Here is a 15,553-nt window from a genome sequence, read left to right as displayed (position 1 = left end):
GCGATGGTTACTATCTACTTGTGCGGAGGACTTGGAAATCAAATGTTTCAATACGCCTTTGCCAAATTTCTAGAATCCAAAGGCTTTGCAGTGGCACTAGAGGCGACGCATTTCCTCCCAGAATCCAAAGAAGCCTTTGGGCTAGCCAACGCTTCCGCTGGAATCGGGGGGGGGGGGGCAAGATACGCGCGATCTAGAATTAGCGCATTTTGCTATCACACTGCCTATTTTGTCTAAGCCTGAGCTTTTTAGCCACTTTTATGGGTGCGATAGGTGGTTTTGGTTTTTTCGTATATATCATAAGTTTATGCGTATTGCGCCAAAGCCCCTTTACCAGATTCTACAAGCATTGCTGCCAAGCAATCGCAAATCCCACCCATATAAATCCACAATCACAGAAGCCAAATTAGGTGAAGCCATACCACTGCACTCTATCACAAGCGATACTCGCGTGTTTGGATACTATGGAAATCTCTCTTATATCAAGGGATTAGAAGAGATTTTGCGTAGAGACTTCACTTGTCCCCTAACGCCAGCAAACCGCAATCTACAAGCCCAAATACAAGCCACGCCTAATGCAACTTTTATCCACATTAGAAGAGGGGATTACTTGCGTTTGTGGCAATATCTTGAGCTAGGAAAGGCGTATTATGAATGCGCCATTACCCAAGTGCTTAAGGCTCTTGGTGGCGGGGTGCATTTTTTTATATTTAGCAATGATATTGCGTGGTGCAAGCAAGAGTTTTTAGGGCTATTAGATCGTGATGTGTATGCTGGATGTTCTTTTAGCTTTATTGATAATAATGACGAGAGCAATCCCACACAAGAGCTAATGCTTATGCGCAGTTGCCAGCACGCCATCACTGCTAATAGCACTTTTAGCTGGTGGGCTGCCTATCTTATAGAAAATCCCCATAAAATAGTCATAATGCCTAGCATACATTTGCTTGATGAGCCTGATTGCACGATCAATATAATGCCTGATGATTGGATCGTGCTAAATCCTACTTGGGGTAATCAAGTGTGCTAGTATCTAGGGGCTTATTGCCTATGGCACGAGTTGGATTCTAGGCTAGCTCATCAATCTGTTTTATTTTATTAAGAATTTGCTACAATGTTTTCTTACACCACATATATCAATGCGGCTTACTTTAATGCTTCTTTGAAATTTTATGGAGATATTATGACATCACAGAATCCATCGCTAGTTACTAGGCTTGCCATTTTTGCTATCGCTTCTACTACTGTGCTTGGTCCTACTATCATCGCGCCAAGTTTGCCTGAGCTTGAAGCGCATTTTGCCAGCACGCCACACGCGGATATGCTCTCTAAGCTTATTTTAACGCTGCCAGCACTATCGATTATGATTTTCTCACCTCTAGCCGGATTTGTCTATGCGGCATATAAAAGGCTTCCTGTCATCTTTGCTGCATTGTTGCTATGGAGTGTGGCGGGGGCAAGTGGCTTTATGCTAGATAATCTTTATGCCTTGCTTGTATCGCGCTTTTTCTTAGGGGTCGCCACGGCATTTTTAGCCACAGGTGTGGGCGTGCTTATAGGGGATTATTACAAAGGTAGGGCGAGAGAAAAGGTCCTTAGCACGCAGAATTTTGCTATGGCAATTGGCGGGGCGATATTTCTTGTAGGTGGAGGTGTGCTTGCAGAAATTAGCTGGAGATTTCCATTTCTTGCCTATCTGGGTGGGATTTTTATCCTGCTCTATGTTAAATTCGCACTCTTTGAGCCACGCGCTATCCCACAAGCCCCAAAGGTCTCACACGACTCTTTTGTGCAACGCCTGCGTGCTATGGGTGCTTGGCTGTATAAATTTGCCCCTGTGTATTTTCTAGGGTTTTTTGCGATGATGATGTTTAATGTCGTGCCTACGCAAATCCCATTTTTTATCTCCCATATCTTAGAAAAGCCCAATTCTCAAATCGGTATTTCTATGGCAAGCACAAGTTTGGCTATGGCGTTTTTCAGCCTAATGTATAACCGCGTGCGTGCGTTTCTTTCTATCAAACATATTGCATCTGCCGCGCTTATGCTTATAGGGACAGGGCTATTTATCATCGGCTTTTTTCACAACTATATTTCACTGCTTTTTGCGCTTATGTGCATAGGCGCAGGGCTTGGGCTAATGCTTATCAATAATAGCTCGTGGCTCTATATGCTAGCAAGTGATAGTGAGCGTCCTAAAGCGTATGGATTTTTGGCGAGCTTTTTGTTTATGGGGCAGTTTTGCTCGCCTTTTCTCACCCAGCCTGTTGTTAAAGCCTTTGGGCTTATTGAGATGTTTGTGATTATGGGCTTTGTGCTGTATGGACTAGCGGCTGTATTTTTCTTTTACAAAGGTGCTAGCTTAAGGTCGTGATCTTGACATTTTTTATAGCCTTTAGCTATAATCTGCGTTTCTAAAATGTTTGGGTATCGAGTAATCGGGGCGTAGCTCAGTCTGGTTAGAGTACTTGGTTTGGGACCAAGGGGTCGAAGGTTCGAATCCTTTCGCCCCGACCATTTTGGGAAGCTTATTTTTCTTCTTTTTGATATTTTCTTATGGTGGGTGTAGCTCAGTTGGTTAGAGCATCAGTTTGTGGCACTGAGGGTCGTGGGTTCGAGCCCCATCATCCACCCCATACTTTGTGCGTTCGTAGCTCAATTGGATAGAGCACCAGACTTCGGATCTGGGGGTTAGGGGTTCGACTCCCTTCGGGCGCACCACCTAGCCTGCGCCCATAGCTCAGCTGGATAGAGCAACGGCCTTCTAAGCCGTAGGTCAGAGGTTCGAATCCTCTTGGGTGCGCCAGCTTGATTTTGGCGGTTTGATTCTAGCTAATTCACTCTAAAGATTCTCTATGTCAAATGTATCAAAGCCCACTGCAAGCCAGCCTACCACCACTTCATCTAATAACCATAATCTTCCGTGCCAGCCAGCTACTCAAGGAGACACCATTGTTGTTATCCACGCCGATAGTGTGAATGGATTGGGGGATAATGTGATTATCCTTGATGCGCTTTTAGCGATGAAGAGGATCTATCGCGCATCTTTGGTGGTGTTTGCACGCGATGTTTTGCAAGAGCTGCTTAAAGGGCTTGATTTTGTCGATGAGTTTTGTCTGCTTGAAGGCAGCTTGACTACTGCTATCAATAGAGAAAGGATCAATGCCTACCAGCCTAGGTATTTGCTCTCGCTTAGTTGCAAGGCGTGGCAGCTGCGATTTTTTGCCTCTACAAATGCACGCACCATTATCACAAGGGCAAAGCTTGCAAATATTTTGCGCCCAAGATTTTCGCCTGTAATGCTCCTAGATTCTAGCATTACACACAGGGAAATGTTTTTGTTGCTAGCGCGTAAGATTGACAAGGTGCGATTTGATTCAAAGATTGATTCTATCGATTTTGTGGATTCTAGGGTAAAAGCAAGTGATAAAGACTCCGTGATAGCCTTTCTTGCACAAAGCTTAAAGCGTTTTTCTCGCGATGATTTTAATCACAATGCCAATCTACAAGCAAAAATCGCTTTCACTAAAGCCCATCGCAAAGCCATCAAGCTAGATCCTTGTGATCCTGTGCTAGATCCTTGCGCCCTAAGTCTAAGCAGCTCGCAAACGCCGCTTTTCTTGGTCTGTGTAAATCCCTTTAGCATAATGGCTTCACACACGCTCCACCTTGAGAGCTATCTCACACTTATTGACAAAATCGCTGCTTTGCCTAATTGTATCCCTTGTATTTGCACCTATGGCAAGACACACGCACTGCTAGAAAAAGCCCTGCAAGACTACAGCTCCACGCACTCTTGCACCCTGCAAGATCGCTGTATCATCTACCACAATCAAGGCGATCTCCACAATCTCGCAGCATTTTTGGAGTCGATGAGCTGTATCATCACGCCTAGCACAGGGGCATTGCATTTAGCAGAAAATCTTTTCACCCCAAGTATCGCCCTAGTCTCTCTCAAGGATACGAAGCGTTGGGGCAGCCAAGACAAACGCTATTGCATTATAAAAGAGCCTTTAGCCCATATCACTAAATCCCAAGAATCTGCCATCATAGAATCCACTTTTGCAATGCTTCAATCCCTACTGCCACGATAAGCAAAATCGCGTGCCCTTGCCCACTTCACTCTCCACGCTAATAGTTATCCCATAGCGCGTGGCGATTTCTTTCACAAGGCATAGCCCTATGCCAAAGCCACCTTGACTCTCGTGGTAGCGCGTGTAGCGCGTGAAAATCTGCTCTATCTGGCTAGATTCTAGCCCGTAGCCGCTATCAGTGATGATGAGTGTAAAAGTGGATTCTAGCTTACAGAGCTTTATACTAATGCTGCCGCCCTTTGTGTTGTATTTCATCGCATTACTTAGGAGATTATCAAGCAAAATGACAATTTCATCATAGTTTGCGTATAAAAAGGCTGGGGCTAGATCTTTGATGATTGTAAGGGATTTTTGCGCAAAAAGTGCGCTGAAATACTCTAGCCTTCGCTCTACAAGCCCTTGCATATCGATTTGTTGTAGCACGCCCTTGCCTTGATAGAAGTTTAGGAAAATAAGATTCTGGTAGAGGTGGTTGAGATTTTGGGCAGAGAGCTTGATATGCTGGAGTTTGGTGAGATTGCTTTCACTAAGATTGCTAGTATCAAAGGTCTGCACGCTCATTAGAATCACACTAAGAGGGGTGTTGATCTCGTGCGTGGAGTCTTTGATGAAGCGTTCTAGGGCTTGGATTTTTTCTCGTATGGGTGTGAGGGCTAGGCGCGTAAGATAGTAGGCGATTATCCCCATAAGCACGATAGCAATGGCAAAATAGAGCAAGATCTCTACCTTTAGCTTGCGCACTTCTTTGGGTATATCAATAAATGCTAGGTCTAGCTGTGTGGGAGGGTGTGAGAAAAATGGCAAGGGCAGGGTATCATCGATATTGTAGCCTTGCAAAATCACGCGGATATGCAGGCTATCGACATAGTGGAAGATCTTTTTTGGGAGTTTTTGACTAGGTGGCGGGATATGTCGCAAAAATCTATGATCGACAAAGAGCTTCTCCCCCACGCGCGCAATCGGCTCTTTTGCAATGCGTTGCGTGATTGTGGAGAGATCATCATCTATGGTGCTAAGTAGGATCACTCCACTAGAATCCACTAGGGCAAATGGCGTATCTATCGCGCTTTGTAGCTCATTTTTAGCTTTTTGCACATTGTTATGCTCATAGAGGATCGTGGCGATTTTCATAAAGTCATCGCGCATTTGTGCTACTTGGCTGGCTTTGAGATTTTGCAAGCCTTTGTGATACATCACAGAGCATATCACGCCAAGTAGCACGATACTTGTGCCAAGGTAAAGAGCTAGGATATATACAATGCTTTTATGAAACTTCGCGCTTTTAGACATTGTGGAGCGCATTTTATGCCTTGTAGCAGTAGCCGCAAAATCGCTGCGTGATAATGCTCTCTTTCCCCAAAATCTTGCGCAGATTTTTCACATACACGCGCAGAGCCATACTTGTAGGGGTCTCATCATAGCTCCATACGCGCTCAAATATCTCATCTTGAGAGACAAACTGCCCTCTTTTTTGCACAAGCAGGGCTAAAAGCTCGCGCTCTTTGTTTGTCAGCGCGATTAGCTCGCCTTGTGGGGAGTAGAGCGTCTTTTGTATGCAGTCAAAGCGCACGCCGTTATGCAGCGTGATTGTGGGAGAGTCTTGGTGGTAAAATGGTCGCTTTAGCAAGGAGTTGATACGCAGCAGCAGCTCTTCTACATCAAAAGGCTTGCGGATATAATCATCACAGCCAGACTCAAAGCCCTCTTTGACATCGCTAGCTTGGGCGAGAGAAGTGAGCATAATCGCAGGGCTAGTTTTGCCAGCTTCGCGTAGATAGCGCAGGAGAGTAAAGCCATTAGATTCTAGGCTAGAATCCACTTTTTGCACATCACCGCTTGGGAGTTTCACATCAAAGATATAGAGGTCAAAATGCTCTTCATATCCCACCTCCATAGCACTTTGCACATCTTCGCACAAGCACACGCTAAAGCCCTTCTCCTGTAAGATAGAAGTAAGCATACTAGAGAGCAGCACATCATCTTCTACAAGCAGGAGTTTTGCTGCCATTGTGCTATTTGTCCTTTTTGGGCTTATCTTTATGATTGTGGCATTTTGACTCTTTGCGTTTGGACTCTTTTAGCCTCTCGCAGTCGGCGTGGATTTTCAGCCCCGCTTCTCTAATCTCCTTGCCACTCATAGAATCTGTCTTTTTCTGCATAGCTTTGCACACTTCTACTGCGCGGCTTTGTCGCTGCTCTTTAGATAGCTTATCGTGCGCGGCTTTGCGTGCTTGGTGGATAGCGTCTCTAAATGCTTTCGCCTGTGGCTCATCTTTTGCCTTTAGTCGCTTATGCACTTCCATTACAAACTCTGGCTCATCTTGCGCGCTTAGGCTTGCGACTTTCTTCACCAACGCTTCATCGCTAAGCTTGCTAAAATCCGCGCCAAAGCTTATGCTAAATCCACACGCCACAACACTTGTCGCTACGATAACTGATCGCAATGTGTTCATTTCTAATCCTTTAAAGTGGTGTAGTTTATAGAAAAATCCATAAACGCTGCAAGTATAGACAAGAAAGATAAAGCCAATGTGAGATTCTAGGGCGGGCTTGTGGGCTACGGATTTTGCGGCGCGGGCTTGCTCATCATCGACTAGATAAATGCCTTGAAAGCCCCAATCTAGCACCACAATCTTAGAGTCCCAATGGCTAAAGTGTAAAAAGTGGATTCTAGTATATCTGCTAGCAAATCCCACGCAAATCGGCTACAATCGCAGGATAACTTCTCTTTATAAGGATCGTGTGGATATGGCTTATAGCACAGAATCTAATGCGCTTATTTCACTGCTAGAGCAAGTTGCTATGCCAAGGCGTATTTTGCTTTGTGTAAGTGGCTCTATCGCAGCCTATAAGGCTCTAGATCTAGCGAGCTTGCTTACTAAGCTTGGGGTGAAAGTGGCGGTGGTGATGAGCGAGAGCGCGCTGAAATTTATCACGCCTCTAAGCTTTGAGGCAATCACACATACCAAGGTCTTGCACCAAGGTAGTGAGGATTGGAGTATGCACACAGAGCCTAGGCAAAAGGTGGATTCTAGCGATGAGCCTACTCTAGCTTGCAATCACATCGCCTATGCGCAGTGGGCAGAGCTATGTATCCTAGCCCCCGCTACTGCTAGCAGCATAGCCAAGCTAGCACACGGCATAGCAGATACACTGCTTATCCAAACCTTGCTTGCCACAAATGCGCCAATCATCTGTGCCCCTGCTATGAATACCCAAATGCTTCGCGCCACGCCCACTGCTGCTAATCTCACCGCTCTAGCCGCACAAGGTGTGCAGATCGTTGCGCCAAAGTGTGCGCGGCTAGCGTGCGGGACAACAGGAGATGGCGCGCTAGCGGATATGAGTCAAATCATCTTTGCTATGCTTAAAGCAAGCAAGCAAGATGGATTCTGGCAGGATAGGGAGGTGTGTATCACCGGTGGAGGCTCAAGTGCTATGCTTGATCCTGTGCGTGCGATCACCAACCACTCTAGCGGCTTGCAAGCAAGTGCGCTTGCTATCGCGCTTTATAGTCTTGGGGCGCGTGTTAGTCTCATTAGCTCTAATTTCCCCACGCCGCTGCCTAGCGAGATTAGCACGCTAGAGGTGCGCACAAATAGCGACTACAAGCTTGCTCTCCTAGATATAGCACAGCAAGCTAGAGACAAGCATAAAGACACAGATTCTCGTGTGATACTCTTTATGGCGGCGGCTTTGGCGGATTTCGCGCCTAAGCAGAGTGCTACAAGCAAGATCAAAAAGTCCCAAACCACGCAGCTGCACATCACCCTAGAATCCACCCAAGACATACTAGCAAGCTTAGATTCTAGCGACTTTGTCAAAGTGGGCTTTAAGGCAGAAGACTCGCTTGAAGCAGGGCTTGCTAATGCTAGGGCTATGCTTTTGCCCATTGCGCGTGGAGGCAAGGATTGTGAGATAGTGTGCTTAAACACCCTAGAATCCAACCCTTTTGGCGCAGCGCATAATCGCTTTATCTTGCTAAATCGCCAGAATCTAGACTCTAGTGCTATGACACATCTGCCCCATAGCAGCAAGCTTGCTTTAAGCTATGAGATCGCTCGCTTTGTCCAAGAGAGCCTAGTAGCCAAATAGGTGTGCTATGCTCCATAAACTTAGCCAAATCGATAAGCTAGCAGGCAGCAAGGTGGATTCTAAGCTAGAATCCAAAGGCATTAAGCATTTTAATGCCAATCTCCCTGTGCTGCTAAAAGTCCTAGCCAAATCTCAAGGCAACTCCTATCTCCTAAAGCTTGGCAATACCACCTTGCAGACTACTGCGCACACAAAGCTTGAAATAGGCAGAAGCTACTATGCAAATATGCAGCGCAATCACGCAGGGCAGATTGTGATAAGCAATCTCGTGCAAAAGCCCCAGATTGACACACTGCTAAAAAACGCCCCCCTAAAGCTCCAAGCAAATGACTTGCGCCTGCTCTCCAGCAACCCACAGGCATTCACACAGGAGTTAAAAGATTTTCTACTCACCCAGCTTGCTAGTGCGCATAAAGATGACTTCAAAGAGCTAGCCACCCTAGCCCTGTCTCTTACGCAAGGTGTCATATCGCTTGTTGTTAGTCAAGATGGCGCAGATCATCTAGTCCAGCTTGCTCCAAGACCCAAGCGCAACCGCCTTGAATTTTATGCGATTTTCCCGCATTTAGGACCAATTAGCGGCTATATCTGGCAAGAATCTAGCCCAGCAGAATCTAGCCAGCAAGGCACTGCTAAGAGCCAGAGAGTTTGTGCGTATTTTGCTGTGATGAATACGCGCGTAAAAGAGCTTTTAGAAGAGCATAGCGATGAGCTTGGGCTTGATAGTATGCAAGTAGCTAGCGATAAGTCGCCTAAGGAGTTATTCCCCCTTTCTTTGTCGCTTGTGGATATGCACACCTAGAATCCATTTTTGGACAATACCCCTAACGAGCAAAACACAAAAAAGTGGATTCTAGTCCGCAAGCTTTTTTCTCTCACTTGCGAGCCGCTGCGAAGTAGCGGCGTGGTGATCCATAGCTTACTAGAATCCACTTTTTTACCACACGCCCTAGAATCCGCTTTCGCGGATTTATGGATCGCCACGACTTCCTTGCGGAAGTCTCGCGATGACGAGATGGGGAGATAGGGAGAGTGGGTTGCCGCGCCGCTGTCTTGGCTCGCAAGTGAGAGAAAAACGCCGCTAGCAAAAAGTGGATTCTAGTGATGAAGCCCATTTTCTGTCATTTGCTAGCGAGTGAAACGAGCGTGGCGATCCATACAAAACACCTAGAATCCACTTTTGGACAATACCCCTAATGAGCAAAACACAAAAAAGTGGATTCTAGTCTGCAAGCTTTTTTCTCTCACTTGCGAGCCGCTGCGAAGCAGTGGCGTGGCAATCCATAGCTTACTAGAATCCACTTTTCACGCATATCCACCTATAAAATCCACGCAAGCACAGAGTCAAGCTAGAATTTATACTCCAGCTTCACATCTGCCTTGCCGCCATAGCCGCCTTTGATGTCTGCTACGCCAGCTAGCCCATATTGCAGGGTAAATCCACGCCCCAGCTGTGCAGAGCCCATAAAGCCTAGCTGGAAAGTGAGATTGATAGGATTTATCTCATAGCCGATAGAGTTTTGCGCATTGCTAAGGCTTACAAAGATTTGATCTGCGGAGCTATAGACATTCTGCCTAGCAAGGAAAGAGAGTGTATAGGACTGCTTCCTGCCAAGTATGGCGTATTCTACCCCAGCTCCTAGCCCTAGATTAAAGGCGTTTAGTGCTTGCTGCTTGTAGTTTGTCCCTGTGTATGCGCCAATGCCATTATGCCCAAAGCTTAGTAGCCCCACAGGCTTTAGTATAGAGTCAAATCTCTCGCCCTTTTTGAGCACGAAGCGGTATTTGTAGTAGGTGTGTGAGAGCACTCCTAGAGAGTTGGCTTTGAGATTTTCGCTCCCTAGCACGCCGCTTAGACTGCGCTCGCCCATAATCATACTTATAGACAAGTTGCTTTGGATCTCATTGCCGCCTTTTTGGTAGAGCCCATAAAGTCCTAGATTCACAACCTTGGCGATGTCATTTAGGGATTTGGCATAGTAGTTTGAGCCGCCAAACCCAGCCATAGCCCCGATAATCAAGCTATCATCACCAAAGCTAAATGTCCTATCATAGCCCACATTTGTGCCATAAAATCCCATAGCTGCCTTGCTCTCCCCACCCTTGGCAAAGCCACCTCCAGCCACGCTTAGCCACGCGCCGTTTTTCTTTCTCGCTTCTTGGGCGGCTTTGGCGGATTCTTGGGCGGATTTTAGAGCTAGGGCGATGTCTTTGCTATCATTGCTAGCAAGGCGCGCAAGCCCAGCTAGAGGTGTAGCATTGAAGCGGCTTTGGGCGTATTGCACTTGGGCGATTCTAGCATTTATGCTCTGGTCATTGGCGAGCAGGATTTGATCGCTTAAGCCTAGCTCGCTGTGGCGTGCTATCTCGCCTAAGTCATTATCGATACGCGCTAGATACCCATCTAGCTCTTTATGCTGATTTGCCGTGCCTGCCATTTGGATAAAGTCATCTTTGGGGTTGTGCTGGATTAGGATCTCTAGCAATTTATCATCTGCAATATAGCCCTTTAGCTCATTGTAGCTACTAGGATCTTCTTTGGTAAATTTCACTTTGACTTCGCCATTTTCCACAAGCGTTACCCAGTAAAGTGGCGTATTGCCCCCGGCAAAGCTAAAGTAGATCCGCTTATCCGTGCGATTATCCGTAATGCTTCCAGCTGAAATAAGCGTGTAGTATTTATTGAGCTGGAAGTCGCCGGGCTTGCCGCTAGACTCTGCTTTGATACTTTGATCAAGCTTGACATCAATGCGCGTGCCATTCTCTAGAGTGAGATTTTTGCCTGTGTTTTGCACTTCGCCGCCCTGCATAGTGTTGCCCTCTAGCTTTAGCGCGTGGAATCTATCATCACTCGTGCCAGCTTGTGCAGCGAGCTTTAGCGGATCGGAGTTAGATTCTACTTGATTGGTGGGCGTGGGGGCACTCTCGCTTGTGATTTCCCTAGTCATCATATTTGTAGCTGTGCCACTTGGCGCGGCTTTATTCCCAGCACTCGCTGTGGGTCTGCCGACATTCTCTAGGCTTAGGTGCTGGGAGATAGAGAGATTTGCCTTGATGGGCTGGGCGATGTAGTTTGTCTGTGCCATATCGTGCTTTAGTGTCCCAAAGTGGATTCTAGAATTCTCATCAGTAGTTAGGCTTGTCTTACCATTATCAAACCCAGCGCGGTTCATATCCCAGCTATTGACATAGACATTGCTGCCATTTTGGGCTTCAATGCTGAAGTTTTTCTGCTGGCTTGCGGGCTTTTGCGCGCTGGAGTCCTTTTCCACTTTGTCCAAATCTAGCGCGATGATTACCTTGCTTCCGCCTTTGGCTAGGAGCTTTTTAATCTCTAGCTTTGAGCCTATCTCTGTTTGGATTATGGTATCTCCGCTTTCATTCACGCCCAAAGTCCCATTGCCACTTGCTATGCTAAAGCTAGATTCTCCGCCGATTGAGAGCTTTTTGCCCCCGCTTAGTATCGCTTCATTTGGCGTGGTGCTAAAGGTGGATTTGCCATCGATGTAGAGATTGTGATTAAGCGTGCCTCCATTTGCAAGCGTTACTTTTGCTCCCTCTTGTAGCCAGACATTTTGCCCATAGAATTGATTACTGCTGACATTTCCCTTTTTAAACACAAAGTTTGTAACATTAAACTTTGATTCACTTCCCACGCTTAGCGTGAGATTTTTCAAATCTTCCGCGATAATCGTGCCGACATTAAGGGCAGTATCTTTGCCATCTAGCTTAATGCTATTGAAAGTGTCTTTAAGCGTTAGGATTCCGCTGGTTGTGAGCTTCGCGCCGTTTTTTAGATCCACGCTTGCGGTGATATTGCTTAGGGTAGAATCTATTTGCGAGTCATCTGCGGTGATTTTGCCCTGATACTGCGAGGCTTCTAGGGCTTGCTTCAAAGGCTTAGAATCCTTTGCCAAAGACTCTTTAGCGTAAGCGCTTAGCGTGATGTGGCTTTTCTGCTTGGCGGTGATGTCAAACTCCTGCTGCCTTGCTCCGCCTAGCTCGAAGTTTAATGCCACGCTTGAAGCATTAGATTCTAAAGTTTTGCCACTGCCCAAAAAGCTAGAGTCCTTATCCACATCGACATTGAGCTGTAAATTTGTCGCCTTAAGGTTAGAATCTAGCTTGCCTCCGGTGCTTAGCACGATATTGCTAACCTTGCCCTGCATAGATTTATCAGCAAAGCAGCCCACGCCGACTTTATCGCCATCGCATCTTGTCTCTAGTCCGCGCTGCGTTGTGCCTTGTAGCTCTATGCCCCCACTCGTGCTTAAAGTCGCGGAATGCACCACTTCTTGCCTTTGCCCCTCTACTCTATCGCGTGTGCCTTGGGCAGTGGTCTCTCTAAAGCCACTAACGACAATCAGCGTGTCATCTTGGGCTGTAGAGCTGATCTTGCCGCTCACACTTAGGCTAGAGTTTTTGCCATCTACGAGAATAGAGTTTTTATGCTTGCTAGATTCTGGGGTGGATTGCGCTTGTGTAGAGTCTGCCCCTGTTGTCGAGCTAATATCTTTTAGCGTGATAGATTTTAGCGTAAGGCTAGATTCATTCATCACGCCGACATTGCCGGTGATGTCTGTGCTATCTCCTGTGATCTGGGAGCTATCTTTGACAAAAATATCGTAGTTTGTGGGCTTTGTGAAGCTGCTTCCACCAATAGAGCTAAGATTTTTCAAATCAAAAGTCGATTTCTCAAAGCCTAGAGATTCTGTAACCTTAAGCCTCGAGCCGCCTGTGATATTTACGATGTCATTCGCACTGCCATTAAGCCCTTTGAAAATAAGATTTTTCACATTTGCACTGCTGTTAGTATTCATTGTAAGAATCGCGCCGCTTGCGTGCGTCTCTCTATCAAGGGTTAGAAAATCTGCATTAAGCTTCGCGCTATTTTTCAAATCAAGCTTGGCGTTGAAGTCATAAATGTGTGAGTTTATTGTCGTGCCTGTGGCATCAATACTGCCTTTGAAGTGGATAGTTTGATTGGCGAGCTTCTGTGTTGCTTCTTTTAGCTTCTTTTTTTCTACTTCTTGCTGGTATTCAAAGCCATTGCCCGTGGTGTTTTCGCCGTCCTTTTTATCGATGTAATGGTCTATATCCCCGCCAAAGTTAATCGCCGAGCTAGAATCCGCTGTAATATTACCCTCCAAAGTCGCTTCACGCCCCACATCAAGCCTTGAGCTTTGTAAATCAATCTTGCCAATCTTAAACACTCTGTGGTCCCAGTCGGGCTGCTCTAGTGTGCTAGGGCGACTTAGGTCCATCCAGTCAGGCAGTTTGCTGCCCTCGGCTTTTATGACAAGATCTAAAAAATTCTTTTTTCCCAAGTTTGTCATTATATCTTGATTTCGTATATACGCATGCGTTGTGGGGTGTCCTTGCAGCACGACTTTGCCGCTATCTACCTGCAAGCCCTTGGCATTGACATTGCCGTCAAAGACGAGCGCGGCTTTGTTTTCATCAGTGGCAGCTTTCTCATCGCCTTTATAGACAAGATTGAGATTCCCATTTGTGCTTGAGTTATCTTTTTTAGAATCTGTGCTTTGCCCAAAGCTCGCGTGGATAATAGTATCTGCTTTCTCGTTTGTCTTTGTCTTTTTATCCTTATCGTAGCCCAAGCCCTCGATAGTCATCGTGCTTGTGTGTTTCTCATCAGTGTTGATAATATTTGCGCGCGCGTCATTGCTAGAGATGGCATTGAGCGTTAGGCTATTGCCCTTTAGGTCTAAGTTCCCACCACCATTGCCAAAGTAGATTCCTAGCTTGTCTCTATGCTCTTGGTTTAGTATGAAGTGATTTGGGAGCGTAGAATCTAGCTGTGAAGGATCTTTCACCGCGCCAAAGGCTTGCGCCTTGCCATTTACCAGCTCCAAAGTCCCGCGCCCACTTGTGAGATACACGCCATTAAAGGCTTGAGACTCGGTATCAAAGACCACTTTCCCATCGCCCACGCGCAGGTAGCCGTATTTGCCATCATCTGGCGGCGTATCATACTTTGTGGTTATGACCAGTGTGCCTTTACCGACTTTATGCAGGGCGTCATTGACACCCCTTTTATCGCCAGTGCCATTACCCTTGATAAAGCCTAGTCCCCACTCTACTTTGACATTTTCCTCGATATCAAGCCCCGCCCCGTCAAAGCCATAGAGCTGACCATTTTTGCTTGTGATTTTGTAGGTTGTGGGATTGCTAGCAGTTGCGTTGCTTCCGGCTTTAAAGACAAAGCCACCGGTTTGCCCGCTATCAAGCAAGCGTATGTTTCCTGTAACTTGCATGCTCCCACCACTGCTAAACACGATGTCTTTGTTTTGCTGCTTGCCTATCCAGCTTCCATTTTGGAATCCATTCCCATCAAAAGTCCAAGTATGCAATCCCCCTAAATCAATATTTTGCTCATTACTCTCTTTAAACTTCTCAAAATCCTTTTTAGTCGCCACGGCAATAGCAGAAGTCCCACCCCCTACAAAATCCGCTTGGGCAGTTACGCCAAGTAGTAGCCATTTCTGCTTCGTCTTATCATAGATATAGAATCCACTTCCGCTATCTCCCGGGCTTATAGCATTGACCCAAGTAAGATCGGTGCGCTCTACTATTTGGAGTCCCCTAGCATCGACATTTTCATTCGCCTTTGAATTTTGATAAGTGATTTTCTCAAAATCAATCGCACCGCTCAAGCTCCCGCCACGCGTCCCGGTAATCGCAGCAATCCCTGCTTCTTTAAAGCCACCGCCCGGAGCGTTAAAAAGGCTCAGTCTCCCCGACCCTGCTTGAAACACGATAAGATTGCCATTAGAATCTGTCGCATTCTTCTGTAAATAATCTTTTAGCTTTTTTAAATTCTCTGCTTCTTTTGCCGGGTTAGGACTACTAGCGGTGATACCTTGATCTGATTCTAACCCCGCGTCAAAAATCTCTGTCTCGCCCTCTACGATATATTTATTAAACCGCGCAAAAGACACATCAAAGCCCTTATTTTGAGATTTATTATTTGTGTCGATAGTGTAAGAAGTCTGCCCCCAGCGTCTTATCTCTACATTTGACGCATTAGCAAGCGAGTCGCTGCTGCTACCGCTACTCCCTACCACATGGGTAGCGGTGATGACGAAGTTGCGCCCAAGGGAAGTGGAGTTGCCATTATTACTTCTGGCGGATTGATCGATGATAGGGGCTTCAAAGCGCATAGAGACGCCGGGCTGCTTGCTAGACTCTATCACCACGCCTTGCGCCCCAGCGGCAAACGCCCCCTTATTCTGCCCTAGGTCCAAAAAATCGCGGTAGAAAAAGGTATCAGCGTAGATAATCTGCGCATCGGCTTGGGCTAAAAGCAGGGCGGATAGTGCTATGGAAATACGCAAGCCTTTCAT

General features: G+C 46.4%; 12 protein-coding genes and 4 tRNA genes. 12 read left to right on the top strand and 4 right to left on the bottom strand.

Annotation, left to right across the window (positions count from 1 at the left end; genetic code table 11):
* Positions 1-42 precede the first annotated feature (42 nt).
* From NYG90_RS04250 to NYG90_RS04215, 8 genes are all read left to right on the top strand, one after another.
* Positions 43-237 carry a hypothetical protein gene (locus tag NYG90_RS04250; RefSeq protein ID WP_285264743.1) on the top strand — a complete coding sequence of 65 codons (195 nt, stop codon included), beginning with the start codon at positions 43-45 and terminating at the stop codon, positions 235-237.
* 70 nt (positions 238-307) lie between these two features.
* Positions 308-1,030 (top strand): alpha-1,2-fucosyltransferase, encoded by a 723-nt coding sequence (locus NYG90_RS04245; protein ID WP_285257044.1) that lies wholly within the window; start codon positions 308-310, stop codon positions 1,028-1,030.
* Between the two features lie 84 nt (positions 1,031-1,114).
* Entirely contained in the window at positions 1,115-2,374 is a 1,260-nt protein-coding gene (locus tag NYG90_RS04240; protein ID WP_285264742.1) for an MFS transporter, read from the top strand.
* Between the two features lie 65 nt (positions 2,375-2,439).
* Positions 2,440-2,517, top strand: a tRNA-Pro gene (locus NYG90_RS04235).
* Positions 2,518-2,559: 42 nt separating this feature from the next.
* Positions 2,560-2,636: transfer RNA gene (locus NYG90_RS04230), tRNA-His, on the top strand.
* A gap of 8 nt (positions 2,637-2,644) precedes the next feature.
* Positions 2,645-2,721, top strand: a tRNA-Arg gene (locus tag NYG90_RS04225).
* Between the two features lie 8 nt (positions 2,722-2,729).
* Positions 2,730-2,806, top strand: a tRNA-Arg gene (locus NYG90_RS04220).
* 49 nt (positions 2,807-2,855) lie between these two features.
* Complete coding sequence (locus NYG90_RS04215) at positions 2,856-4,094, top strand: glycosyltransferase family 9 protein (protein ID WP_285257042.1); 1,239 nt, start codon at positions 2,856-2,858, stop codon at positions 4,092-4,094.
* Here NYG90_RS04215 and NYG90_RS04210 read toward each other — a convergent pair.
* Genes NYG90_RS04210 through NYG90_RS04200 form a run of 3 tightly spaced genes read right to left on the bottom strand, consistent with a single transcriptional unit; the run spans position 4,080 to position 6,790 of the window.
* On the bottom strand, positions 4,080-5,396 hold the full coding sequence (locus tag NYG90_RS04210) for a sensor histidine kinase (protein WP_285257041.1): 1,317 nt from the start codon (positions 5,394-5,396) through the stop codon (positions 4,080-4,082). The genes NYG90_RS04215 and NYG90_RS04210 overlap by 15 nt on opposite strands.
* Position 5,397: 1 nt before the next feature.
* Positions 5,398-6,102, bottom strand: a complete 705-nt coding sequence (locus tag NYG90_RS04205; protein ID WP_285264741.1) for a response regulator transcription factor — start codon at positions 6,100-6,102, stop codon at positions 5,398-5,400.
* A gap of 4 nt (positions 6,103-6,106) precedes the next feature.
* On the bottom strand, positions 6,107-6,790 hold the full coding sequence (locus NYG90_RS04200) for a DUF1104 domain-containing protein (protein ID WP_285264740.1): 684 nt from the start codon (positions 6,788-6,790) through the stop codon (positions 6,107-6,109).
* A gap of 52 nt (positions 6,791-6,842) precedes the next feature.
* Here NYG90_RS04200 and coaBC point away from each other — a divergent pair, with 52 nt between their 5' ends.
* From coaBC to NYG90_RS04180, 4 genes are all read left to right on the top strand, one after another.
* Positions 6,843-8,189, top strand: a complete 1,347-nt coding sequence (gene coaBC / locus NYG90_RS04195; protein WP_285257038.1) for a bifunctional phosphopantothenoylcysteine decarboxylase/phosphopantothenate--cysteine ligase CoaBC — start codon at positions 6,843-6,845, stop codon at positions 8,187-8,189.
* Positions 8,190-8,196: 7 nt separating this feature from the next.
* Positions 8,197-8,991, top strand: a complete 795-nt coding sequence (locus NYG90_RS04190; protein ID WP_285264739.1) for a hypothetical protein — start codon at positions 8,197-8,199, stop codon at positions 8,989-8,991.
* A 9-nt stretch (positions 8,992-9,000) separates the two neighbouring features.
* Positions 9,001-9,216, top strand: a complete 216-nt coding sequence (locus tag NYG90_RS04185) for a hypothetical protein (RefSeq protein WP_285257036.1) — start codon at positions 9,001-9,003, stop codon at positions 9,214-9,216.
* Positions 9,217-9,369: 153 nt separating this feature from the next.
* Complete coding sequence (locus NYG90_RS04180) at positions 9,370-9,591, top strand: hypothetical protein (protein WP_285264738.1); 222 nt, start codon at positions 9,370-9,372, stop codon at positions 9,589-9,591.
* On the opposite strand, the gene NYG90_RS04175 is transcribed toward NYG90_RS04180, so the two are convergent.
* On the bottom strand, positions 9,539-15,553 hold the full coding sequence (locus NYG90_RS04175; protein ID WP_285264737.1) for a S6 family peptidase: 6,015 nt from the start codon (positions 15,551-15,553) through the stop codon (positions 9,539-9,541). The genes NYG90_RS04180 and NYG90_RS04175 overlap by 53 nt on opposite strands.

It is taken from the genome of Helicobacter zhangjianzhongii (assembly GCF_030249855.1).
Taxonomy (GTDB): domain Bacteria; phylum Campylobacterota; class Campylobacteria; order Campylobacterales; family Helicobacteraceae; genus Helicobacter_B; species Helicobacter_B zhangjianzhongii.
The sequence above is the reverse complement of the archived record's forward strand: the minus strand, read 5'-3'. Positions and strand labels throughout refer to the sequence as shown.

Bases quoted from the DNA above. Each gene is read 5' to 3' on its own strand.
- NYG90_RS04250 (WP_285264743.1), top strand. From the start codon at position 43: ATGTTTCAATACGCCTTTGCCAAATTTCTAGAATCCAAAGGCTTTGCA.
- NYG90_RS04210 (WP_285257041.1), bottom strand. From the start codon at position 5,396: ATGCGCTCCACAATGTCTAAAAGCGCGAAGTTTCATAAAAGCATTGTA.
- NYG90_RS04215 (WP_285257042.1), top strand. From the start codon at position 2,856: ATGTCAAATGTATCAAAGCCCACTGCAAGCCAGCCTACCACCACTTCA.
- NYG90_RS04240 (WP_285264742.1), top strand. From the start codon at position 1,115: ATGTTTTCTTACACCACATATATCAATGCGGCTTACTTTAATGCTTCT.
- NYG90_RS04190 (WP_285264739.1), top strand. From the start codon at position 8,197: ATGCTCCATAAACTTAGCCAAATCGATAAGCTAGCAGGCAGCAAGGTG.
- NYG90_RS04205 (WP_285264741.1), bottom strand. From the start codon at position 6,102: ATGGCAGCAAAACTCCTGCTTGTAGAAGATGATGTGCTGCTCTCTAGT.
- NYG90_RS04245 (WP_285257044.1), top strand. From the start codon at position 308: ATGCGTATTGCGCCAAAGCCCCTTTACCAGATTCTACAAGCATTGCTG.
- coaBC (WP_285257038.1), top strand. From the start codon at position 6,843: ATGGCTTATAGCACAGAATCTAATGCGCTTATTTCACTGCTAGAGCAA.
- NYG90_RS04175 (WP_285264737.1), bottom strand. From the start codon at position 15,553: ATGAAAGGCTTGCGTATTTCCATAGCACTATCCGCCCTGCTTTTAGCC.